The sequence below is a fragment of the Larkinella sp. C7 genome, from assembly GCF_006149005.1.
Classification (GTDB): domain Bacteria; phylum Bacteroidota; class Bacteroidia; order Cytophagales; family Spirosomataceae; genus Larkinella.
In genome coordinates this window covers 1-22,999 of the sequence record NZ_VBSL01000005.1, presented here as the reverse complement: position 1 = coordinate 22,999, position 22,999 = coordinate 1, and the positions used below count along the sequence as shown (strand labels likewise).

Sequence of the window (22,999 nt, the reverse complement as noted above, 5' to 3'; positions counted from 1 at the left end):
ATTTTACCCCTTGTTGATTTACCCCATGAAATCCATCCTCATCGGTTTGCTCACCGGATTCGTTTTCGCCGGATCGGCCGTTGCCCAGCAACATTCCGAGCAAAATCACGACAAGTACGTTTGGCCAAAAGACAGTCTCGTGAAGAAAAAATTGAATCAGTGGCAGGATATTAAATTCGGACTGCTGATGCACTGGGGCACCTACAGCCAGTGGGGCGTGGTCGAGTCGTGGTCGCTTTGCCCGGAAGACGAAGGCTGGTGTGTGCGTCGGGGGCCGGAGTCTGGTAATTGGTATGGGTACAAAAAGGCGTACGAAAATCTGCAAACCACCTTTAACCCCACCCGCTTCAATCCGGAGCGCTGGGCCACGGCCGCCAAAGCCGCCGGGATGAAGTACATGATTTTCACGACGAAGCACCACGACGGTTTTTGCATGTTCGATTCGAAGCAAACCGACTACAAAATCACCAGCACCAAATCGCCGTTTGCGTCGAACCCGCGCAGCAATGTCACCAAGGAAATTCTGGGAGCGTTTCGAAATGAAGGCTTTATGGTCGGCACGTATTTTTCCAAACCCGACTGGAATACCGAGTCGTACTGGTGGCCCTATTTTCCGCCGAAAGACCGCAACGTGAGCTACGACCCCAAGAAATACCCCGAGCTCTGGAAGAAATTCAGCGATTTTTCCTACAACCAGATTCAGGAATTGATGACCGGTTACGGAAAAGTGGATATTCTGTGGCTGGATGGTGGCTGGGTGCGCCCGGCCAGCACCATCGACTCGACCGTGAGCTGGCAGCGCACGATTCCGTACAGCCAGGACATCGACATGGGACGCATCGCCGGGATGGGTCGCCAGAACCAGCCCGGTTTGCTCGTCGTCGACCGGACGGTTTCGGGCGAGTTTGAGAACTACGTGACGCCCGAGCAGCAAATCCCGGATCACTACATGCCGATACCGTGGGAAAGCTGTCTGACCATGGGCGATAGCTGGTCGTACATTCCGAAAGAAAACTTTAAACCGGCCCGAAAACTGGTGCAAATGCTGGTCGATATTGTGGCCAAAAACGGCAATCTGCTGCTGAATATCGCCCCCGGTCCTGACGGCGAATGGCATGAGGAAGCCTACACGCGGCTGGCGGAAATTGGCGAGTGGATCAAGGTAAACGGCGAGTCGGTGTATGGCACCAAACCGCTGGCGCCCTACCGCCAGAACCAGTGGGCTTTTACCGCCAACGGTAACGTCCGGTATGCGTCGTATTTACCAAAAGATACTGAAACCGTATTGCCAGCTACTTTAACGCTCCCGATTGTACCGACTCAGCCCAAAGCTACGCTGACCATTCTGGGAACCAAACAGGCCTTGAAATGGAAAAAGGTGGGGAGCGGTGTGGAGGTGAGTGTTCCGGAAAAACTGCGGCAACAACTGGCCGGGAAACCGGTTTGGGTCGTCAAAATTGGGTAATTGAATAACAAACTTACGATGAAAAACCGCATTCTTTTTTCTGCGTGTCTGGTCATGGCTACGGTTTTGACGGTTCAGGCGCAACGCGTTTACAACTTTTCTCAAGGTCTGGCAATCGGGCCGTGTCACCAATACGGGCGTGAGGCTTTGTATACCGATCAACTGGCGTACCATTTATACCGGGGGGATTTGAAAAAACCGGCCGAGGGGCAGGGACTGTCGGTCAGTAGCACCGACTCGCTCCGTTGGCAGGGTGTCACGCCCGATAAAGAAGGCAAATTCCGGGGGCGTTCGTTCAACAACGGCTACCTCTACCTGACGTACCAGGCCGACCGCGATCAGGTGGCCGTTTTGCAGGCCACCGGGCATAACATGGTGTATGTCAACGGCGCACCTCACGCGGGCGATCCGTATGCACTCGGCTGGCTGGCCGTTCCGGTCGCGCTGAAAAAGGGACTGAATGAAATTTACCTGCGGACGTCGCAGTTTTCGCGTTTTCAGGGTCTAATGGCAAAACTCGTTTTCCCCGAAAAACCGGTGTTCCTGAAAATCGAAGATCCAACCTTGCCGAGTGTGGTATTGGGCAACCAGACCGAACCGCTCTGGGGCGCTGTCGTACTGGTCAACACAACCAGCAAACCGCTGGCGGGTCTGAAAATGAAAAGTCGCCTGTCTGGCAAAGAACTACTGACGGATTTGCCGACAGTTCCGGCCCTGAGTACGCGCAAGGTAGGGTTTCGGATGGACGCGTCGGGTGTTTCCAAAAAAGAAGAGGGCGTAGTTTTGATTAGTTTAGTACAGTCCGGAAAAGCGATTGACGAAAAAGAACTGACGCTGTCTGTAGCCGCGCTGGGTGAGCATTACAGCCAGACCTTCATCAGTGCCATCGACGGCAGTGTTCAGTATTTCGGGGTGGCTCCCCAAACCAAACCGGATGGACAGGCTCCTGCCTTATTTTTTTCTGTCCACGGCGCGGGGGTTGAGGCCATTGGACAGGCACGGGCGTATCAGCCGAAAGACTGGGGTGTTCTGGTGGCTCCGACCAACCGGCGGCCCCGGGGCTTTAACTGGGAAGACTGGGGGCGACTGGATGCCCTGGAAGTGCTGGACATTGCCAAAAAGCAATTCAAACCTGATCCGCAGCGCATTTACCTGACCGGCCACTCGATGGGCGGACACGGTACCTGGTATCTGGGGGCGACGTTTCCCGGCAATTGGGCGGCTATTGCGCCTTGCGCCGGGTATCCGACGCTGGCTGGTTACGGTTCGCACGATGGGAAAATTCCCGAAGAAGGTGGCACGGCACTGGAGAAAATGCTCCTGCGAACGAGTAACCCCAGCAACGTGCTGGCCCTCGCGTCCAATTACAAACCGCTGGGGGTTTACATTCTGCACGGCGACGCCGACCGCACGGTTTCGGTGGAATATGCCCGTCAGATGCGCAAACTGCTCGGTACGTTTCACCCCGATTTTACGCACTACGAATATCCGGGCGGATCGCACTGGTACGGCAACGAGAGCGTCGACTGGAAACCGGTTTTCGACTATTTCAAGTGGCACCGCATTGCCGCCGACAGCGCCGTCAACGTCATCGATTTCACGACGGCCAACCCTGCCATTTCACCGACGATGCGTTGGGTATCGGTCGAGCAGCAGGAACATCCGTTGCAGTATAGCCGGGTTCAGTTGAAACGTGATAAAAAAGCCAAAACGATTGCCGGGAAAACCGACAATGTTGCCCTGCTGTCGTTGAATCTGGCGGATTTTGCCGTTGGAGAAACCGTAACAATTACGCTGGATAGTCTGAAAGCGATTGCGTATCAGGTCAAAAATCCGGGTGAAAAACTGTTTCTTGTCAAAAATGCGGCCTGGGAAATTGGCAGTAAACCGGCCTTGACAGCGAAAGGCTCTCACCGGAATGGCACGTTCAAAGAACCATTTAACCACCGGATGGTGTTCGTTTATGGCACTACGGGGACGGCGGCCGAAAACGAATGGGCGTTTAACAAAGCGCGGTATGATGCCGAAACCTGGTACTACCGGGGCAATGGAGCCGTGGATATGGTTTCGGACAAGGAATTTAATCCGGCGCAATTTGCCGATCGGGGCGTGGTGCTTTTCGGCAATGCGACAACCAACTCGGCCTGGAAAAAGCTGTTGAAAGACTGCCCGATTCAGGTTAGTCGGGGGGCGTTACGGATTGGAGATGAGCAGTATACTGGCGAAGACGTCAGTGCCTACTTTAGCTGGCCCCGTGCCGACAGTCCGGTGGCATCGGTGGCGGTGGTGACCGGAACCGGTTTGGCAGGCTTGAAAGCTGCCGATGCCAACCAGTATTTTGCCGCCGGCAGCGGTTTCCCGGATTACATGATTTTCGGCCTGGACATGGCCAAAGAGGGCATCAAGGGCGTTCGGAAAACCGGTTTTTTTGACAATGCCTGGAAACTGGAGAGCCGGGAAGCGGTGGGGAAGTAGGGCTCAGGACTCGGTAAAGATTTCTTTGATACGCATTCGAAAACCGCTGATCACTTCGGATTCCAGAACACCATCTTTCAATTTTTGCGCCAATTGAAACGCGTTTCCGTCGAGCAGATATTGTTCGACGGTTTCGTGTTCGACATCCACAATCCAGTATTCCTGCACGCCATGAAGCGCATAATCAGTCATCTTGATGCCGTAGTCGCGTTCTTTTGTGCTGTCGGAAAGGATTTCGACCACAAAATCGGGTGGAGGAAAGGCCGATTGTTTTTGTTGAAATTGGGCTGATTTTTCCTTTTTCCAGAAACAGATATCCGGTTCGTAATCATTTCGGGTTAAACGAACCATCACTTTTTCATAACCAACTTTACCCAACCGATTATCATAAACGTAAGGAAGCAACCAACGTGTGATATTGTTGGAAGCCATCCAATGTCGCCCATAAACTGTTGAATGGTAGATGATTTCACCCAAAATAAACTCGGCTTTTTTCCCTTCATCGACCTCGGCCCAGAATTGATGACGACGGCGTTGTTCTTCCTGCCAGGCGTTTTCAAGTTCATCCAGCAGTTCCCGTAAATTTGGCGCTTTCAGGAAGTCGTCAATAGTCGTCATGCTTGTAGAAAAAGCTTTTGACAAATATAATAAGATTTCTTCGGGGCTGTTACAATCCGGTTTCGACACTTTATTTTTGCACACAAGGTTATAAGCCCCCGGTTTTTCCCTTTATTGTCAAAAAAGTAAACCCTCCATAATGAAACTATTTCGCTTTGGCTCACCGGACAACGAACGCCCCGGTGTCATGCTGCCTTCGGGTGCCAGTCTGGATGTAACTGCTTTCGGACACGATTATGACGAAACTTTCTTTGCGACCAACGGTCTCGAAAAACTGGCTACCTGGCTGGAAACCAACGCATCAAGCTGCCCCAGCGTGTCGGGAAGTGTTCGCCGGGCGTCGTGCATCAAACGGCCGTCCAAGATTGTCTGCGTGGGTCTGAACTACGCCAAACATGCTGCTGAAACCAACGCACCGGTTCCGGCCGAACCCATTTTGTTTTTCAAATCCACCACGGCTTTGGTTGGTCCGGATGACAATGTGATGATTCCGAAAGCGTCTGAAAAAACGGACTGGGAAGTGGAACTGGCGATTGTCATTGGCAAAAAAGCCACGTATGTTTCCAAAGAAGACGCCTTCGACTACATTGCCGGCTATGCCGTTCACAACGACTACAGCGAGCGGGCGTTCCAGTTGGAGCGCGGTGGGCAGTGGGTAAAGGGCAAAAGTGCCGACACCTTTGCGCCCCTCGGGCCGTTTATGGTGACAAAAGACGAAGTGCCGAACCCGAATAAACTGGGTCTCTGGCTGCGCGTCAACGGCGAGTCGTTGCAGGATTCCAATACCGACGACATGATTTTCGACGTTCCCACGCTCGTTAGCTACATCAGCCAGTTCATGACGCTGCTCCCCGGGGATGTCATTTCGACCGGAACGCCATCCGGCGTCGGCATGGGCCTCAAACCACAACGCTTCCTCAAACCCGGCGACGTAGTAGAACTCGGCATCGAAGGCTTGGGAACCCAAAAGCAGACGGCTGTTGCTTATAGTTAAGAGTTAAGAGTTAAGAATTATGAGTTAAGAGTTTTATGGAGCGCAAGGAAAGTATTATTCAGGGAAAAAGTTTTTCGTTTGGCGTACGAACGGTAAATCTATATAAATGGCTGATTGACAATAAAGTGCCCTACAAAATTTCGGAGCAGTTACTGAAAAGTGGCACATCAATCGGTGCAAATGTAGAAGAAGCGACTGGTGGGTACAGTCGCAAAGATTTCACGGCTTAAATGAGTATTGCTTACAAAGAAGCGCGTGAAACACGGTATTGGTTGCGATTGCTTCAGGCAACTGATTACCTGAATGAACGAATGGCAACATCCATGTTGAGTGACTGTGAGGAATTGATAAAGATTCTTGGTTCAATTTTATTAACAGCTCAAGAAAATACCGGGTTTGTTCGAGAAGAGGAACCCGAGTATTTAACTCTTAACTCATAACTCTTAACTTTTAATTTCAATGCAAATCGACGCACACCAGCATTTCTGGTTCTTCAATGCGGAACGGGACAGTTGGATTACGGAAGAAATGCAACGGATTCGGCGGGATTTTTTGCCCGCCGATCTGGAGCCGGTTTTGAAGCAGAACGGCATGGAGGGCTGTGTGGCCGTGCAGGCCGATCAGTCGGAATCGGAAACGCTGTTTTTGCTGCAACTCGCCGAAGCGTATGATTTTATCAAAGGCGTAGTGGGCTGGGTCGATTTGCAGGCCAAAAATCTGTACGAACGGCTGGAATTCTTCTCGCAGTTTGAAGAACTGAAAGGATTTCGGCACGTCGTCCAAGGCGAACCGGACGATTTTATGATGCGCCCGGAATTCATTCGCGGTGTCCGGCAATTGGCGGCATTTGATCTGACGTACGACATCCTGATTTATCCCACGCAACTGAAAGCCGCGCTGCACCTGGTTCGGACGGTTCCGGAGGTTTCCTTCATCATCGACCACATCGCCAAACCGTATATCAAGGACCAGAAAATCAACACCTGGTCAAACTACCTGACCGAGATTGCCAAAAGTCCGAACGTCTATTGCAAAGTGTCGGGGATGGTGACAGAAGCCGATTGGCAGACCTGGAAACCGGAGGATTTTCGCCCGTATCTCGATGTGGTCTTCGAACATTTTGGTCCCAATCGACTGGTTTTCGGCTCCGACTGGCCGGTTTGCCTCGTGGCTGCGGAGTATGAAGAAATGAAAAGCATTGTGGAGGACTATGTGAAACCGTGGGGTGAGGATGTCCGACAAAAGGTGTTCGGTGGCAATGCTGTGAAGTTTTATAATCTGTAAAGGCGAAAGCCTGATTTTCAACCATTCCTACCAGAAACTACGCGGATAGTTGTCCGTGAGTACGTTTATGAACCTGAACCTACAAGACAAAATAATCATCGTCACGGGCGGGGCGAAGGGCATCGGCGAGGGCATCTCGACCGTGCTGGCTGCCGAAGGAGCAACCCCGGTGATCATCGGACGCAACGCAGCCGACAACCAGAAAACCGTTGACGCCATCCTGGCGACCGGCGGCAAAGCCTTTCAGATTGCTGCCGAACTGACCCGGCCGGAAGAATGTAAAAAAGCCGTTGAGCAAACCCTGGCGCAATTTGGCCGCATCGACGGCCTGGTGAACAACGCGGGCGTCAATGATGGCGTCGGATTGGAAATGGGTGACTATGAGCGGTTTATGCAGTCGTTGCATAAGAACATGGTTCATTATTATCTGATGGCACACCATGCGCTGCCCGCTCTGAAAGAATCCAAAGGGGCGATTGTGAACATTACCTCCAAAACCGCCGAAACCGGGCAGGGGAACACCTCGGCGTATGCCGCTGCCAATGGCGGTCGGAATGCACTGACGCGGGAATGGGCGGTGGAGTTGTTGCCGTACAGCATCCGGGTCAATGCTGTGGTGGTGGCTGAATCGTGGACACCCCTGTACGAAAACTGGATCAAAACGTTTGACAATCCACAGGAGAAGCTGGATAGCATCGTGTCGAAAATACCGCTCGAAAAACGCATGACGACCCCGGAGGAAATTGCTAACATGGTGGTCTTTCTGCTGTCCGACAAATCCAGTCACACAACGGGGCAACTCATCTATGTGGATGGGGGGTATGTGCATCTGGACCGGGCTTTGACCTGATCAATTGTGAATTGTTATTGAGCGATTGAGTGCCGCCGTGCGGTGAATCGCAAATAGATACCTACATCCTAATTTTCGGACTTTTCATGGCCTCCGTTCCCTCTTCCACCACCGCCCAATCCGCCGGTTCAATGCGCGGCTACACGCTGGCGTTTGCGCTGGTAACCAGTTTGTTTTTTCTCTGGGCCTTCGTCCATAATCTGGAACCCATTCTGATTCCGCACTTAAAGAAAGCGTGTCAATTGACGGATTTGCAGTCGGCCTTGATTGATTCAGCGGTTTATCTGGGGTACTTCATCATGGCCTTACCCGCCGGTTTTGTGATGAAAAAATACGGATACCAGCGCGGCATCATTGCCGGTTTATTGATGTATGCCGCGGGAGCCTTTCTGTTTGTTCCAGCCGCCGACACCCGGATGTATGGTTTTTTTCTGGGAGCCTTGTTCATCATTGCATCGGGTTGTGCGTTTCTGGAAACGGCCGCCAATCCGTACGTAACCATTCTGGGCGATCCGACCACGGCTACGACCCGGCTGAATTTCAGTCAGTCGTTCAACGGTCTGGGGGCTTTTCTGGCACCGGTGGTGGGCGGTCGGGTGATCCTGAGTGGCATTGAGCATTCGGAAGCTGAGCTGACCGCCATGTCGGCGGAACAGCTCAATACCTATTTGCAATACGAAGCCGATCAGGTCAAAATGCCGTATGTCGTTATTGGGGTCGTGGTGGTTGCTGTCGCGGCACTGTTCATGTTCACCAAATTGCCGGACATCAGCGAAAGCGAAAAGAAAGCGCCTTCAACCCTGGGTTCGGTGTTTCGGCACCGGCATTTGCGCTGGGGGGTTATTGCGCAGTTTTTCTACGTCGGTGCGCAGGTGTGTGTCACCAGTTTCTTCATCCGGTTTGCCAAATTTTCCAGTGATGTTCCCGAAAAAACCGCTGCCGAATGGCTGGGTTGGGCCATGCTGGGCTTTTTGATCGGCCGGTTTATTGGGACATACCTCATGCGGTTTGTGTCGGCCAACCGCCTGCTAACCATCTATTCCCTGATCAGCGTCCTGCTGTTGGTGGTAGCCATGACCATGCGCTCCCAAATCGCGGTTTGGGCGATCTTTGCCGTTCCCTTTTTCGAGTCGATCATGTTTGCCACGATCTTTTCTCTGGGTATCAACAAACTGGAAGAAGATACCGAACTGGGGTCATCCCTGCTCGTGATGGCGATTGCCGGGGGCGCGTTATTCCCGGTTCTGATGGGCTACATTTCCGACCAAAGCAACATCAAAGTCGCCTACATCGTCCCGCTCCTGTGCTTTCTGGTGGTGGCGTATTACGGCTGGCGGGGATATAAAGTTGAAAGTGAAGAGTTATAAGTGAAGAGTTCACAACAAGATTCGCTTTTTTTAATTCTTCACTCATAACTCTTAATTGTTAACTCCCTCATGCGTTACTGCTTCGCCCTTGACCTCATCGATGATCCGGCTTCGATTGCCGAATACGAGAAATACCACGAGAAACTCCGGCCCGAAATCGAAGAGAGCATTCGCTCAGCGGGGATTACGGAAATGGAGATTTACCGGATTGGCAACCGGTTGTTCATGATCATGGAAACCGATGAATCCTTTTCGTTTGAAAAAAAGGCCGCTATGGATGCCGCGAACCCGAAAGTACAGGAATGGGAAGCATTGATGTGGACCTACCAGCAGGCGTTGCCGATGGCAAAACCGGGCGAAAAATGGATGCTACTGGATAACATTTTCACGCTTTAATACAGCCTGCCGGAGAGGAAGCTGTCAGAAACGGGATTTGTGCGTATTTTTGGCAGAAACCAACTGTGCGACTGTATGCGAATCTGTTTATTGATTGTGGTGCTGGTGTTTGAATTATTTCGGGAAACAAACGCGCAATCTACCATTACCATTCTGACTTTCAACATTCACCACGGAGCCAACGCCCAGGAACACAATACCATCGTGCAGATTGGAAGGTTGATTCGGGAATATAAGCCCGACATCATTGCTTTGCAGGAAGTGGACAGTGTAACCACCCGAAGCCGGGGGCAGGATCACCTGGGGCAATTGTCACGGCTAACATCGATGTATCCGCTGTATGGAAGTGCCATCGATTTTCAGGGCGGTAAGTACGGGACAGCTATCTTGTCGAAGTACCCTATCATTGCAAATCAGAAGATGATGTTACCAAACCCGGATAAAACCGAGCAGCGGATTTTGCAGTGTGCGTACGTTGAATTATCTGAGAAGACAACGGTCCGTTTTTGCAATTCACACCTCGACCACCAATCTCCGCTGAACCGGAGTCTGCAATTGGCATTCATCGATAAAACGCTGGAGAACAGCATTCAACCCGTCATCTGGTGTGGTGATTTGAATACCGACCCTGATGATCCGGAAATTGAAAAGCTGTTGGATCGCTGGTCGGACGCCGGACGGGATTCGCATACGTCGACGCTGGTTGGTACCGGAGCGCGGATCGATTACATCCTGAGTCTGAAACAAAGCGAACTGGAACTGATTCGATACCGGGTTTTGGATGTGCCGAAATTGTCGGATCACCTGCCGGTTTTGGCAACGTATCGCTTCCGAAAACCCAAAAAATAAGAGACCGTCGTACGGAGCTGGACCGGTTTAAAACCGCTGGTAACGCTGAACGGTCTGACGTAAACTGCTCACTAAACGATGAAAGTTGCCCTTTTTTTGCCGTGTTACGTCGATCAGTTTTATCCGAAAGTTGGCATCGCCACGCTGCAACTGCTGGAAAAACTGGGTTGCACGGTTACCTATCCGCTGAACCAGACCTGCTGCGGACAGCCAATGGCCAATTCGGGGTTTGAGAATCTGGCCCACGATTGCAACGAATTGTTTGTCGAAAACTTCGGGGATCATTATGACGCGATTGTCTGTCCGTCAGGGAGTTGTGCACTTCATATTAAACATCATCTGCATTCGGACAAACGGGAGGGCGACGCGCTGCAAATCCGCAGCCATATGTATGAACTGACCGAATTTCTGACGGATGTGCTGAAAGTAGAGCACCTGTCAGCCCGTTTTCCGCACAAGGTCGGCCTGCACCAGAGTTGCCACGGACAACGCGGCTTGCATCTTTCCCAGATGTCGGAACTGGTTGCCGCGCCGTATTCCAAACCGGAAAAGCTACTGAACATGGTGGATGACCTGGAGTTGATCAGCCTCGACCGGAAAGACGAATGCTGCGGTTTTGGGGGTACGTTTTGTGTTTTTGAAGAAGCGGTTTCGGCGCGAATGGGCATCGACCGGGTCGAAGATCACATCCGCAACGGGGCAGAAGTACTGACCGGAGGTGATATGTCATGTCTCATGCACCTGGAAGGGATTGTTCGCCGGAATAAGCTGCCGGTGAAGGTGATGCACATCGCCGAAATACTGAATCAGGGGTAACCGTTAAAAAAAATAGTTGTCCAATCGTCTTGACAATATGTAAAGCTTATTTTACATTTGGTCAAGATAATTTGATAACACTATGAAGACACACTGGCTATTTCCGAATCGTTACCGGCTGATGGGCTGGATCTTGTTTGTTCCGTCGGCTATCCTTGGGTTAGCGACGATGTATGGAGAGTTTTCTATTGATTTTTTGACGATTACAATACCTGAATCGATTCCGGGTTCAAATTTGTTTTCCCAATTGATCTGGTGGCTGGCTGATGGTTCTAATTTTAACATTGGGGGCAAGCCTTTTACCACGATCAATTTGACCAATGAACTGGCAGCCATCGGCGTCATCATCGGGTTGCTATTTGTGGCGTTCTCGAAAGAGAAAGTGGAGGATGAGATGATTAGCCGGTTACGGTTGGAGTCATTGCAATGGGCGGTTTACGTAAATTACATCGTATTGGGAGCGCTAATTATTCTCGTCCACGGTGGTCTTTTCCTGAATGTAATGATTTACAATATGTTCACGGTTTTGCTGATGTTCATCATCCGGTTTCGGTTGTCTATTCGACGGATTGAAAAGACGGTTTTGATGGCGTTATGAAGAACCGCATTAAAGTAGAGCGAGCTGAAAAGGATTTATCACAAGCGGATTTGGCGGGGCAGATTGGCGTGAGCCGACAAACGATCAATTCCATCGAAACCGGTCGTTACGTACCTTCCACGATCCTGGCGTTGAAACTGGCGCAGGTGTTTGAGAAAAACGTGAACGAGATCTTTCAACTGGAGGAAACGGATTAATCCTGATGCCGAATCTGTATATTCTTGCGGGTTGTAACGGGGCCGGAAAAACAACGGCGGCTTACACCATTTTGCCGGAAGTACTGAATTGCCGGGAATTTGTGAACGCTGATGAGATCGCGAAAGGACTGTCACCCTTCCAGCCGGAAACGGTAGCGTTTGAAGCCGGAAGAATTATGCTGAACCGCATCAACCATTTGCTTGAACAAAACGTTGACTTTGCAGTAGAGACGACGCTATCGACACGGTCGTACGTTCAAACCATTAAACGCGCGAAACAGGCCGGTTATTCGGTTACTTTGTTCTATGTGTGGATTGAATCCGTTGAACTGGCGAAGGAGCGGGTGGGCATTCGGGTTGCAAAAGGAGGGCATTCAATTCCGCCGGATGTAATTGAGCGACGGTACAGTCGGAGTATTGAAAATTTACTGACTTTATACGTCCCCATAAGTGATCGATTTTTAGTCATAAATAATTCCGGGACAGTTCCTGAATTTATTGCACAAGGTGGAATCGCTGCCTCGCTTGATTTGTTTAATGTGAAAATCTGGGAGAAGATTAACCAAAATGGGCGAGATTAAAATCACTCCAGAAAACGAAAAAATTCTGGAAGGAATGCGCCGGGCTGTTCAGCGCGTTATTGAACAGGCAAAACGAAACGACGAAGAACTGGTGATTGCCCGGAATGGAAAACCCGTTCGGGTCAAAGCCCGCGACCTCTAACATGATGAATCACTCCGAAGCCGCCGAAGTATTTACGGAAGATATTGACCGAACCACCTGGCACGATAAGACGCTGTGGTTTGTGCGCGAAAAACGCGACAAAGCCGTTTTTCAAATTCCGGAATGGGAGGCCCTGCGCGAAGCCGGTTCCCGCATCAAGCACAACGCCTTGTCCAACCTGGATGAATACCTGCTCGAATTCGAGCAGAATGCCATCAAAAACGGGGTGAAAATTCACTGGGCGGCAGATGGACACGAGCACAACGAAATCGTGCTGCAGATCCTGCGGGAAACCGGGGCCACCCAGATGGTGAAAAGCAAGTCGATGCTGACGGAAGAATGTCATTTGAACGATTTCCTGATTGAAAAAGGCGTCGATGTGGTTGATACAGATTTGGGCGAACGCGTTGTTCAACTCGCTGGCGAACCACCCAGTCACATTGTGATGCCCTGTATTCACAAGAAAAAAGAAGAAATCGGGGCGCTTTTCCATGAACATCTGGGGACAGAAAAAGGCGCATCGGATCCAAAATACCTGGCCGAAGCCGCGCGCCAGCACCTGAGAGAGAAGTTCCTGACGCGACGGGCCGCTCTCACCGGCGTCAACTTTGCCATTGCCGAGACCGGCGGTTTTGTGGTTTGTACGAACGAAGGCAACGCCGACATGGGCGCCCACCTGGCTGATGTTCACATTGCCAGCATGGGCATCGAAAAAATCATTCCGAAGGCGCAACACCTCGGCGTTTTTCTGCGGCTTTTGGCCCGGAGCGCCACCGGACAGCCCATCACGACGTATTCCAGCCATTTTCACCGGCCCCGCCAAGGGCAGACGATGCACATCATCATTGTCGACAACGGCCGGACCACGCAGCTCGGTCGACCGGATTTCCGGAACTCGCTCAAGTGCATCCGCTGCGGAGCCTGTATGAACACCTGCCCGGTATATCGCCGGAGTGGCGGACACAGTTACCACAATGCCGTGGCGGGTCCCATCGGCTCCATTCTGGCTCCGAATCTGGATATGCGAAAAAACGCTGATTTGCCGTTTGCGTCGACGCTTTGCGGTTCCTGCTCGAACGTCTGCCCGGTCAAGATCGACATCCACGACCAGCTTTACAAGTGGCGGCAGGTGCTGGTGGCCGAGGGCTACGTCGACAGTACCAAAAAACAGGGCATGAAGCTGATGGCGAGTGTCTTATCCAGTCCGAAACTGTTCCGTTTTTCCGGGAAAGCCGGTCGGACGATGATGCGGTTATTGCCTTATTCGGTCTCCAATCCCCTCAATCCCTGGTTTAAGCAGCGCGAAATGCCGGAGCCGCCCAAAGAGAGTTTCCGGGAGTGGTATGTGAACAGAGAAACGAAAAAATGAACAGTCGCGAACGAATTCTTTCTGCTGTGAAGCAGAACAAGCCCGAATTTCAACCGTTGCCGGAAACAACCCGGTTTCAGTCTGATTACCCGGATTTAGTTGCCAAGTTTTCGGAGATTCTTCGGTTTATCGGCGGAACGCCGGTGCTGGTGGCGAACTACGAGGAAGCGGAGACCTATATCCGGCAGACGTACAGTGACTTGCCCAGTGTGGTGAGTAAAGTACCGGCTTTGAGTCATCTGGCCACCACAGACTGGGACGTTGTGGATCCGCACCAACTGGAAACCGTCGATTTGGCCATTATTCAGGGCGTTTTCGGCGTGGCTGAAAACTCGGCCATCTGGGTTCCGGAGGAGCGGGGTGGTCACCGGGTTTTGCCCTTCATCTGCCAGCATCTGGTTCTACTGCTCAACACGGCTGATCTGGTGCCGAACATGCACGACGCCTACGAACGGCTGAACATAAGCGAATCCGGCTTCGGGGCCTTCATTGCGGGGCCGTCGAAAACCGCTGATATTGAGCAGGCTTTGGTCATTGGTGCGCACGGCGCACGGAGCCTTTCCGTGGTTTTGTTGCAAAATTCATGACTAAAAAGTGAAAGGCCATATTGTAAAAACCGTATATTGGCCAAAAACGGGCAGCAACGTGGCAACCATTTATCTAGATACCTGCACTCTGCGATCCTGGCGTGATGGCGATGAGTTTTCGTTATCCGAGCAGGCCAACAACCGAAAAATCTGGGACCGTGTCCGGGATTTTTTTCCGCATCCCTATACCGTTCGCGATGCCAGTTCCTGGATACGGATGAACCGTTCGTATCAGCAACCGGTCAATCTGGCGATTGATATTGGCGGCAAAGCCGTTGGCAATGTGGGGTTTACCATCAAAGAGGACATTTACCGGCACAATGCAGAAATTGGCTACTGGCTGGGCGAGTCGCATTGGGGGCAGGGCATCATGACCGAAGTGTTGCCCGCTATGGTCAACTACATTTTTGTTAATTTTCAGGTAAACCGGCTTTTTGGCTGCGTTCTGGAGGGAAATCTAGTGTCGATGCGGGTGTTGGAGCAGGCGGGTTTTCGGGCTGAAGCCATTCTGAAAAAAGCCGCCATCAAGAACAATCAATACCTCGACGAACACATATTCGCCCTACTTCGAGAAGAATTTGTAACCCGACAGGAGCGTATTTCCCTGGCCGGAAAGCAGTAGGGTTCCCCGGAAAGTTGTTTCTTTGCACTCATGCCAAAAATAGTCATTGCCATCGACGGCTATTCCAGTTGTGGAAAAAGTACGACGGCCAAACAGGTGGCTGCCCGGATGGGTTATGCCTACATCGATACGGGTGCTATGTACCGTTCCGTGAGTTTGTATTTTATCCAGAATCACATTTCCCTCACGAATCCAAAAGCCGTCCAGGATGCGCTTCAACTCATTCAGATCACCTTCAATTTTAATCCCAGAAATGGCCGGAATGAAACTTGCCTGAATGGCTTGAATGTTGAAGAGGAAATCCGGAAAATGTACATATCCAATATCGTCAGTGAAGTCAGTGCGATTCCCGAAGTGCGGTATGCCATGGTTGCCCAGCAACAGAAGCTGGGGCGCAGACGGGGAGTCGTGATGGATGGTCGGGATATCGGGACGAAGGTATTTCCAGACGCGGAACTGAAAATCTTTATGACGGCCGATGCAACCATTCGGGCGCAGCGCCGACAGATTGAGTTGCTGCAAAAGGGCGAAATGATTGGTCTGGATGTGATTCTGGAAAACCTCAAAAAGCGGGATTTTATCGACAGCAATCGCAGTGAAGGCCCGCTCCGGAAAGCCGAAGATGCCATTGAACTGGATACTTCCTTCATCACCATCGACGAACAAATTGACTGGGTGATTCAACTGGCCGACGAGAAAATCTCCAGACTCCACCGCAAAGGGCATTTCAAAACGATTGATGCATGACCGCCGATTATTTAATTGTCGGACAGGGTATTGCCGGGTCGGTGTTGGCCTGGACGCTCCATCGGCGGGGTAAAAAAGTCGTCCTCGTCAACTCCTCCAACCTTCCCTCGGCCTCGCTGGCGGCAGCGGGAGTTTTCAATCCGCTGACGGGTAAAAAGCTCGTCCGTACCTGGAAAGCGGATCAGTTGTTTCCGTTTCTGACTGCTTTCTACGGCGAAGTGGAGCGGGAACTGAGGATTCCTCTGCTCCATTTTTCCAACATTTACCGCCCCTTCCGTTCGGTTGAAGAACAAAATAATTACCTGGCCCAGACTTCTGATGCCTCCATCAGCCGCTATGTGGCCGAATCCGTTGACAACCAGTACTATCAGCCCTACATTCACAACCCTTTCGGTGGTCTGGAAGTAACCCGGTCCGGCTGGGTGGATGTGCCGGTTTTTTTGAACGCCATCCGGCTTTTTTTTCAGGATCAAAACCAGTATATCGAAACAGATTTTGACGCTAAGGGGATAGAAATCAGGGAGAATGGGATTTTATGGCAGGAAGGTGTGTATGGAAAAATCATTTTCTGTGAAGGCCCCCATGCGTATCGAAATCCGTTGTTCGACTGGTTGCCCTACAATCCCGTGAAAGGACAGGTTCTGGATGTTACGATGGACAATTATCCGGTTACCAGTATCGTCAATCAGGGCGTCTTCATAATGCCCGTTGAATCAAATCGTTACCGGATCGGGGCGACGTATACCTGGCATGACATCGACTGGCAAACAACCGAGGATGGAAAAGCGTTTCTACAGCAGAAAGTACAGGGTCTGTTGAAGGTTCCGTACCGGATTGTCGGGCAGCGGGTTGGCATTCGTCCGGCGACGAAAGACCGGCGGCCGTTGATTGGCTTGCATCCGGCTCATCCGGCGGTGGGGATTTTCAATGGGTTGGGTACCAAGGGCGTATCGTTGGCGCCGTTTTTTGCCGACCAATTCGCCGACTTTCTGGAAGGTCGGAAAGAATTAGACCCGGAGGTTAATATTGAGCGTAGCTTTTCGTTATATTACAGTGGAAAAAATGTTGGATAAGGTTTGATGCCGGTTGTTCAATCCGGAAGACATCAGATCTGAAACCATTTCTAAAAGTAGCGTTACTTATGAGTAAGCAATTTATACTCTGCCTGGCCGGACTGTTGCTGGTAATGAATGAAGTGGTGGCACAAAACTATCCTTCGCAGGAACAGTTTGGGAGAAACCGTATCCAATACCGGAAGTTTGATTGGAAGGTGATCAAGACCTCCAACTTTGAAATCTATTTTTATCAGGAAGGCAACCAGATTGCCAATTTGACGGCGCAGTATGCCGAAACGGATTTTGACCGGATCACCGAAATCCTGGGCTATACGCCGTATAACCGCATCAAGGTCTTTATTTACAACTCACCCCAGGAGCTTTCCCAGAGTAACATTGGCCTGAGTGCGCCCAGCGGTACCAACTACAAGGAGTTAAGCCTGGCTAAATCACGGCTGGAACTGGCTTTCACGGGCGACCAGATTAGCTTTCGCAAGCAATTGATTAAGGAAGTTTCGCTGCTTTTTGTCTACGACATGCTCTATGGCGGCAGTTTGAAAGATGCTCTGCAAAGCTCACTACTGCTTTCGTTGCCGGAATGGTATATGCCGGGCATTGCGTCCTACATTGCCGATGGCTGGAGTGTTGACCTGGACGATTACATGCGCGACGTCGCACTGACGCGCCCCGTTCGTAAACCGTCTACGCTGGTGGGGGAGGAGGCCATGTACGTAGGCCATTCCATCTGGAATTACATTGCGGAGCGTTACGGGAAAGACAACATCTCCAATATTCTCAACTTGACCCGTATCATTCGGAACGAGCAGAACAGCATTGCCAGCACGCTGGGAGTTCCGTATTCCCGGTTTTTGCGGGAATGGCGGGAGTATTATTCGTCAATGGCAAAACCGGTTGTCGATGCCTACAAACCAGGCGAAGACGGTTTTCAGGTAACGGTTTCCAGTGCCAAAGAGCCCGCCCAACTGACCAGTCTGAAACTGAGTCCCGACCAGAGCCAGTATGCCTATGCGACGGCCTGGCGCGGAAAGTTTGAAGTAACCGTGGTCAATACGCAGACGCAGAAAAAGCAGGTGATTCGGAAAGGAGGCTACAAGCAGGACGAATCTCCCGTAAAACCGGCTTCTCCACTCGTTACCTGGCAGCGCGACAACCTGCTGGTGTTGACCGAAGAGCGGGGACAGACCTATTTATATGTATACAACAACCTCGATAAAAAAGCGAAGCTCAAGCAACGGATGGTCGTTCGGGGCGTTAGTCAGGTGATCGATATGGATGCTTCCGACGACGGAGCGAGTGTCGTGTTCAGTGCAGATCGCCGGGGGCAAAATGATTTATATCTCTTCAGTATGGGTCGGGGAACCGTGCAGCAACTGACGAATGATTTATACGACGATCTGTATCCGCAGTTTGTGGGCCGAACCCGGCAAATCGTGTTTTCTTCAAACCGACGCATCGACTCGTTGAGCCTCGACAAAGGAAACTACAAATCCATTCGCAACCAGCTCAGTCTGTTTTTGCACGACGGAACGCCCCGTGTCGAGGTGGTGAGCCGCCTGACCGACTCGCTGAGTATCGCCATGCGTCCGGTGGCCTCTTCCGAAAATATCGTCTATTATCTCGATGATGCAACTGGTGTGCGGAATCTCGCCAAAGTGGATGTTGAAACCAAAACGAGGGAATTTATTACCGGTTTTAGCCAGAATATTCGTCGCTACGACCTGAACCCTACGTCAGGCGCAATGGTCTATAGCCAGTTGAAAAATGGGAGTGAGGTCATTGGGTTTCGGCCCCGGGTCAACCTGAACCAGACGCGTCAGTTGCCGCTTACCCGTCGGGCTACCGTTCAGGAAGTGCCCAAGGCCTTGGCTACCCCCACGACGGCGCCCAGTACGAGTGCTGTGACGGCGGCCAAAACCATCGATTCCACAGCAGTAACTACGCTAAAGCTGGAGCCGGGAGAGGTCGATACGGACAACTACCAGTTTGACAGCGATGTAGCCAAAACCATAGAATTCAAACAACGCCGGAGTACAAACACGTCGGCATCGGTGGCCATCCCGCGCACCCGCCGACGGGAGAACGTAACGATCCGGGGGCCTTACAAATACCAAGGCTTGTTCGTCGCGAGTGACGCCAGTTCCGATTGGCGGATCGATCCAATCCGGGGTTTTGGCTATTTTCAATCGCTTACCATGAACGACCTGCTGGAAAACCACATCATCCGGGCCGGTTTGTTCATCACCACCAACCTCCGGAACAGCGACCTGTTTACCGAATACCACAAACTGGTAAACCGGATTGATTACAGCGCCCGGTTTGACCGGAAGACGATTTTCTCCGATGCAGGTCAATACCAAAAATACCGGTTCAACAAAGTAACCCTGTCGGCTTCGTATCCCATTTCGGTGAACAGCCGGTTTACGGTAGCGCCGTTCTATATCGTAACCCGCTACCTGGATTTGTTGCAGGTGGGCGGCAGTTCGTCGGACTACACCGGGGCGAAAGCGGAATACGTTTTTGATAATACGACCCTCAACGGAATGAACATGATTGAGGGAACCCGCTTCAAGCTCCGGTATGAGAACTACATTGGGTTGACGGAAAAAGTGGAAAGTGGTGTTCGCCGGGGTGCGGGCAGTTTCGACCGGATTACGGTTGACCTGCGGCATTATCAAAAAATCCACCGGGACATCATTCTGGCTCTGCGGTTGTCGGGTAGCCATTCGGCTGGTGCTGCACCGAAGAAGAGTACGTTGGGTGGGATGGAAAACTGGATCGGCATTTCGGAAGGCATCAAAGAAGACAAACCGAACAACCCTTTGTTGCTGTCACCCAACCGGGATAACCGGGATGTGTTCTTTCTGGATCTGGCAGCCCCCCTTCGTGGATTCCGCCTGGGTAAACTGACGGGCAACAGCCACATGCTTGCCAACGCCGAACTGCGTCTACCCGTCATCCGGTATTTGCATCGGGGACCGGTGACATCCAATTTCCTCCGGAATTTTCAGTTGGTTGCTTTTAGTGACATCGGTACGGCCTGGGCCGGAAAAGGTCCGTTCAGCCGCCAAAATAGCCTGAACACCGAGATCGTGGGAGGAGCGGGTGATCCGTTCCAGGCCACCGTCACCAATTTTAAAAATCCTTTTTTACTTGGGTACGGTGCCGGTGCCCGAACGATGCTCTTTGGTTACTACGTCAAGTTTGATTATGCCTGGGGGGTTGAAAATAATGTGGTCGGGAAACCGGTGGCTTATTTGACCCTGGGCTACGATTTTTGATCATCCTCATCCTTTCTGTTAAAAAACCTGCCATATGGCAGGTTTTTTGCGTTTTAGCTTCATTTGTTTTGTTTATGTAATCACCTATGGCATAATTTTAGCTATTAATTGTGTGTACAAAAACAAATTATAATAGACTTTTTCAGGGAGCCATGCGGTAGGATGCTTAGGAAATAGAGCATACTTTAAACAGTTGGTTTAGCAATGTTTTAGTTATCAGGAGAGTATACGATTTTGACGGAAATCCTTTGGATTGGAAGTGACTTTTATCGTCAAGTTAAGTCTGAAATAAAGGTACACGCTGTTTGCTGGCGAAGTCTGTCGGAAACAGAACTAAAATGTCATCAGATGAAAAGAACATCTACTTTGCGTGCAGACAGAAATGGGCAGACAAACACGAAGTGCAACCACTACACGATTCCGGTAGTCGTGCGTGCTTCATTTGTCCCGGAATCAACTCGCCGTGATGCATTAGTGCCTGTTAATTGCTTGTCAAAACAATATAATATGTTGTTTTTTAAGCAAGCGATCATGGCATCCCATCGTCTGTGGCAAACGATCCTTGTATTGTTGTTTAGCGTCGGAATGGCGGTTGCTCAGAACCCCAATGTATATGTTCACAAGAAAATTGATAAGGCACACCCGGCTATAAATGAGATCGTTTCGTACACCGTTGTGGTGGGAAATGACGGAAGCGGTCCTGCGAATGGCGTTGTGGTGAAAGACGACCTGTCAACCGGTGCCCAATATACTACGCACACGGTTTTACGGGGTTCCGGGTTGTATACGCCGGCTAGTGGTAACTGGAACATCGGCGTTCTGGCTGCGGGTGATTCGGTTATACTGGAATTAAAAGCGAAAGTATTGGAGCGGGGCGTTTGGTTTAATACTGCCGAGGTAACGGAAATGCAGGGTACGGATCCTAACTCGGTGCCCAATAATCACGATTTATCGGAAGACGACATTGCACTGACCTGTTTTTCCGTACCGATTCTATGGTACGCCGGAGATGAATTTACAGTTTCCATTCCAATACCGCTTACGAATGTTCAATGGACCCGAAATGGGATAAGCCAGTTTTCGGCAGATCAGGCTGTGGCGACGGGGAGTACGCTGGTCATCAAATCGATTGGTACCTATTCTTTTACGGGAATGTTCGGAAGCTGCCCGGTGGGCGGCTGTTGTGCTATAGAAGTCATCCCGGGGCCGGAGTGCCAGATTCTTGCCACAGCCAGTGCCAATCCAACATGTGAAGCCAGTCCATTGGTATTGAGTGCAACCGCCCAGGGGGGCACCGCCCCGTACCAATATACCTGGACTGGGCCCAATGGATTTTCGAAAACCGGTCAAAGCCAGACCATTCCTGTGGCGACGACTGCCAATGCGGGGGTATATACGGTGAAAATAACCGATGCGACCGGTTGCACGGCTTTGTCCAGTACAACCGCTTTGATTGGTACCTTACCGATTGCCATTTGTAACTCTCCGGTTTGCGAAGGAGGGACCATTACCTTGTCGGCAACCGATGGAGGAACAACCTATAAATGGTACGGCCCCAACGGTTTTACGAGCTCCTTGCAAAGCCCGACGATTCCCAACGCAACGACCGCTAACACCGGCAGTTATACGGTTGTGATCACGGGAACATCCATTTGTTCCGGAACCGCCATAACCAGCCTGAAAATTTTGCCGAAACCAACGGTTACTGCATCGGTAAGCGCGAGCACCTGTTTGGGCGGGAGTTTTAGTCTGTCAGCAACCGCGAGCGGGGGAACGCAACCCTACCAATATATTTGGACCGGCCCCAATGGTTTTTATGAGACCGGGCAAACGGTGATGGTGAGTAACGCGCAGTTAAGCCATTCCGGTAGTTATACGCTGGCAGTGTTTAGCCAAAACGGTTGCAGTAATCAGGCCGTAACACAACCGGTAACCGTCAAAGCCTGTATTTGTAATCCATTGGCGGGGGCTTTACCTGCTACCGTTTGTGTGGGGGATATGGTCAGTCTAACGGCAACGAGTGGCTTCAATTCGTATAGTTGGAAAGGTCCAAACGGCTTTAGTTCGTCCGTACAAAATCCGGTGATTACCAACGCACAATTGACCCACAACGGCAGTTACACGCTGACGGTAGCGGGTTCTAATTGTACAGGTACCGCTACCGTCAATGTGACTGTGCAAGGCGTGCCATTCCCACAGGTGTCTTCGTCTACAGCCTGTGTAGGCACGACTGTAACGATTCTATTGACATCAGCAGGTGGCAATTCCTATCTGTGGAAAGGCCCCAACGGGTATTCGAGTACCCAACAGAATCCGGTGATCGCCAATGCAACCACGGCCAACAATGGCAGNCCGACTTCGCCCTGCAGTCTGTCGGGCACCCTGACGGCTTCGCAGACGGCGGTGTGTTCGGGCGGCAGTGTGGTGCTGACGGCCAGTGCCAGCAATGCGGTAGGGAATGTAAGTTATCAATGGAGCGGAGGTTTGGGCAACGGCAGCAGTGTGACGGTGTCGAACCTGACGGCGACCAGTACGTATACGGTGGTGATCACCGATGGTTCGGGTTGCAGTGTGACGAGAACCGTCACCATAACGGTCAATCCGGTGCCGGTGTTGAGCCAGGTGACATCATCGACCATCTGCGAGAATAATTTGGTGCAGGTGTCGCTGTCATTAACAGCCTCCGGT

Annotated in this window: 21 protein-coding genes and 1 pseudogene; 21 read left to right on the top strand and 1 reads right to left on the bottom strand. The window is 51.3% G+C overall.

Annotation, left to right across the window (positions count from 1 at the left end; translation table 11 throughout):
- Positions 1–25 precede the first annotated feature (25 nt).
- Both FH871_RS13870 and FH871_RS13865 read left to right on the top strand, forming a co-directional pair.
- On the top strand, positions 26–1,465 hold the full coding sequence (locus FH871_RS13870; protein WP_138992036.1) for an alpha-L-fucosidase: 1,440 nt from the start codon (positions 26–28) through the stop codon (positions 1,463–1,465).
- An 18-nt stretch (positions 1,466–1,483) separates the two neighbouring features.
- Positions 1,484–3,940: an alpha/beta hydrolase-fold protein gene (locus FH871_RS13865; protein ID WP_138992035.1), complete on the top strand. Its 2,457-nt coding sequence runs from the start codon at positions 1,484–1,486 to the stop codon at positions 3,938–3,940.
- A 3-nt stretch (positions 3,941–3,943) separates the two neighbouring features.
- On the opposite strand, the gene FH871_RS13860 is transcribed toward FH871_RS13865, so the two are convergent.
- Positions 3,944–4,582 carry a Uma2 family endonuclease gene (locus tag FH871_RS13860; RefSeq protein ID WP_138992034.1) on the bottom strand — a complete coding sequence of 213 codons (639 nt, stop codon included), beginning with the start codon at positions 4,580–4,582 and terminating at the stop codon, positions 3,944–3,946.
- Positions 4,583–4,697: 115 nt separating this feature from the next.
- Here FH871_RS13860 and FH871_RS13855 point away from each other — a divergent pair, with 115 nt between their 5' ends.
- The 19 genes and pseudogenes from FH871_RS13855 to FH871_RS13770 all read left to right on the top strand — a co-directional run.
- Positions 4,698–5,552, top strand: coding sequence for a fumarylacetoacetate hydrolase family protein (locus tag FH871_RS13855; protein ID WP_138992033.1), 855 nt, complete (start codon positions 4,698–4,700; stop codon positions 5,550–5,552).
- A gap of 35 nt (positions 5,553–5,587) precedes the next feature.
- Positions 5,588–5,992: pseudogene (locus FH871_RS13850) on the top strand (four helix bundle protein).
- Positions 5,993–6,011: 19 nt separating this feature from the next.
- Complete coding sequence (locus tag FH871_RS13845) at positions 6,012–6,836, top strand: amidohydrolase (RefSeq protein WP_138992032.1); 825 nt, start codon at positions 6,012–6,014, stop codon at positions 6,834–6,836.
- A 67-nt stretch (positions 6,837–6,903) separates the two neighbouring features.
- Positions 6,904–7,686: an SDR family oxidoreductase gene (locus FH871_RS13840; RefSeq protein ID WP_138992031.1), complete on the top strand. Its 783-nt coding sequence runs from the start codon at positions 6,904–6,906 to the stop codon at positions 7,684–7,686.
- 86 nt (positions 7,687–7,772) lie between these two features.
- Positions 7,773–9,053, top strand: coding sequence for an L-fucose:H+ symporter permease (fucP, locus tag FH871_RS13835; RefSeq protein WP_138992030.1), 1,281 nt, complete (start codon positions 7,773–7,775; stop codon positions 9,051–9,053).
- A gap of 69 nt (positions 9,054–9,122) precedes the next feature.
- Positions 9,123–9,449 carry an L-rhamnose mutarotase gene (locus tag FH871_RS13830; protein ID WP_138992029.1) on the top strand — a complete coding sequence of 109 codons (327 nt, stop codon included), beginning with the start codon at positions 9,123–9,125 and terminating at the stop codon, positions 9,447–9,449.
- A 75-nt stretch (positions 9,450–9,524) separates the two neighbouring features.
- On the top strand, positions 9,525–10,298 hold the full coding sequence (locus FH871_RS13825) for an endonuclease/exonuclease/phosphatase family protein (protein ID WP_138992028.1): 774 nt from the start codon (positions 9,525–9,527) through the stop codon (positions 10,296–10,298).
- 78 nt (positions 10,299–10,376) lie between these two features.
- The gene (locus tag FH871_RS13820) at positions 10,377–11,114 is read left to right on the top strand and encodes a (Fe-S)-binding protein (protein WP_138992027.1); all 738 of its coding nucleotides are present in this window, start codon (positions 10,377–10,379) and stop codon (positions 11,112–11,114) included.
- Positions 11,115–11,196: 82 nt separating this feature from the next.
- Positions 11,197–11,712, top strand: a complete 516-nt coding sequence (locus tag FH871_RS13815) for a hypothetical protein (RefSeq protein WP_138992026.1) — start codon at positions 11,197–11,199, stop codon at positions 11,710–11,712.
- A complete protein-coding gene (locus tag FH871_RS13810) occupies positions 11,709–11,909 on the top strand; it encodes a helix-turn-helix transcriptional regulator (RefSeq protein ID WP_138992025.1) in 201 nt (66 codons plus the stop codon). Before FH871_RS13815 ends, FH871_RS13810 begins: the two co-directional genes overlap by 4 nt.
- Before the next feature lie 5 nt (positions 11,910–11,914).
- Entirely contained in the window at positions 11,915–12,490 is a 576-nt protein-coding gene (locus tag FH871_RS13805) for a zeta toxin family protein (protein ID WP_138992024.1), read from the top strand.
- A complete protein-coding gene (locus tag FH871_RS33125) occupies positions 12,477–12,632 on the top strand; it encodes a hypothetical protein (protein WP_171062843.1) in 156 nt (51 codons plus the stop codon). The genes FH871_RS13805 and FH871_RS33125 overlap by 14 nt, the downstream gene beginning before the upstream one ends.
- 4 nt (positions 12,633–12,636) lie before the next feature.
- Entirely contained in the window at positions 12,637–14,001 is a 1,365-nt protein-coding gene (locus tag FH871_RS13800; RefSeq protein WP_138992447.1) for a lactate utilization protein B, read from the top strand.
- Positions 13,998–14,588, top strand: a complete 591-nt coding sequence (locus FH871_RS13795) for an LUD domain-containing protein (protein WP_138992023.1) — start codon at positions 13,998–14,000, stop codon at positions 14,586–14,588. Before FH871_RS13800 ends, FH871_RS13795 begins: the two co-directional genes overlap by 4 nt.
- 58 nt (positions 14,589–14,646) lie before the next feature.
- The gene (locus tag FH871_RS13790; RefSeq protein ID WP_138992022.1) at positions 14,647–15,210 is read left to right on the top strand and encodes a GNAT family N-acetyltransferase; all 564 of its coding nucleotides are present in this window, start codon (positions 14,647–14,649) and stop codon (positions 15,208–15,210) included.
- Positions 15,211–15,240: 30 nt separating this feature from the next.
- Entirely contained in the window at positions 15,241–15,957 is a 717-nt protein-coding gene (cmk, locus tag FH871_RS13785; RefSeq protein WP_138992021.1) for a (d)CMP kinase, read from the top strand.
- On the top strand, positions 15,954–17,030 hold the full coding sequence (locus FH871_RS13780) for an FAD-binding oxidoreductase (protein ID WP_138992020.1): 1,077 nt from the start codon (positions 15,954–15,956) through the stop codon (positions 17,028–17,030). Before cmk ends, FH871_RS13780 begins: the two co-directional genes overlap by 4 nt.
- A 68-nt stretch (positions 17,031–17,098) precedes the next feature.
- Complete coding sequence (locus tag FH871_RS13775; protein ID WP_138992019.1) at positions 17,099–20,311, top strand: hypothetical protein; 3,213 nt, start codon at positions 17,099–17,101, stop codon at positions 20,309–20,311.
- A gap of 531 nt (positions 20,312–20,842) precedes the next feature.
- A partial coding sequence (locus FH871_RS13770) for a DUF11 domain-containing protein (protein ID WP_171062842.1) occupies positions 20,843–22,999 on the top strand: 2,157 nt, incomplete at its 3' end.

What these genes read in the sequence shown, in the direction of transcription:
- FH871_RS13870 (WP_138992036.1), top strand. Translation starts at nt 26, where the DNA reads ATGAAATCCATCCTCATCGGTTTGCTCACCGGATTCGTTTTCGCCGGA.
- FH871_RS13865 (WP_138992035.1), top strand. Translation starts at nt 1,484, where the DNA reads ATGAAAAACCGCATTCTTTTTTCTGCGTGTCTGGTCATGGCTACGGTT.
- FH871_RS13855 (WP_138992033.1), top strand. Translation starts at nt 4,698, where the DNA reads ATGAAACTATTTCGCTTTGGCTCACCGGACAACGAACGCCCCGGTGTC.
- FH871_RS13845 (WP_138992032.1), top strand. Translation starts at nt 6,012, where the DNA reads ATGCAAATCGACGCACACCAGCATTTCTGGTTCTTCAATGCGGAACGG.
- FH871_RS13840 (WP_138992031.1), top strand. Translation starts at nt 6,904, where the DNA reads ATGAACCTGAACCTACAAGACAAAATAATCATCGTCACGGGCGGGGCG.
- fucP (WP_138992030.1), top strand. Translation starts at nt 7,773, where the DNA reads ATGGCCTCCGTTCCCTCTTCCACCACCGCCCAATCCGCCGGTTCAATG.
- FH871_RS13830 (WP_138992029.1), top strand. Translation starts at nt 9,123, where the DNA reads ATGCGTTACTGCTTCGCCCTTGACCTCATCGATGATCCGGCTTCGATT.
- FH871_RS13825 (WP_138992028.1), top strand. Translation starts at nt 9,525, where the DNA reads ATGCGAATCTGTTTATTGATTGTGGTGCTGGTGTTTGAATTATTTCGG.
- FH871_RS13820 (WP_138992027.1), top strand. Translation starts at nt 10,377, where the DNA reads ATGAAAGTTGCCCTTTTTTTGCCGTGTTACGTCGATCAGTTTTATCCG.
- FH871_RS13815 (WP_138992026.1), top strand. Translation starts at nt 11,197, where the DNA reads ATGAAGACACACTGGCTATTTCCGAATCGTTACCGGCTGATGGGCTGG.
- FH871_RS13810 (WP_138992025.1), top strand. Translation starts at nt 11,709, where the DNA reads ATGAAGAACCGCATTAAAGTAGAGCGAGCTGAAAAGGATTTATCACAA.
- FH871_RS13805 (WP_138992024.1), top strand. Translation starts at nt 11,915, where the DNA reads ATGCCGAATCTGTATATTCTTGCGGGTTGTAACGGGGCCGGAAAAACA.
- FH871_RS33125 (WP_171062843.1), top strand. Translation starts at nt 12,477, where the DNA reads ATGGGCGAGATTAAAATCACTCCAGAAAACGAAAAAATTCTGGAAGGA.
- FH871_RS13800 (WP_138992447.1), top strand. Translation starts at nt 12,637, where the DNA reads ATGAATCACTCCGAAGCCGCCGAAGTATTTACGGAAGATATTGACCGA.
- FH871_RS13795 (WP_138992023.1), top strand. Translation starts at nt 13,998, where the DNA reads ATGAACAGTCGCGAACGAATTCTTTCTGCTGTGAAGCAGAACAAGCCC.
- cmk (WP_138992021.1), top strand. Translation starts at nt 15,241, where the DNA reads ATGCCAAAAATAGTCATTGCCATCGACGGCTATTCCAGTTGTGGAAAA.
- FH871_RS13780 (WP_138992020.1), top strand. Translation starts at nt 15,954, where the DNA reads ATGACCGCCGATTATTTAATTGTCGGACAGGGTATTGCCGGGTCGGTG.
- FH871_RS13775 (WP_138992019.1), top strand. Translation starts at nt 17,099, where the DNA reads ATGAGTAAGCAATTTATACTCTGCCTGGCCGGACTGTTGCTGGTAATG.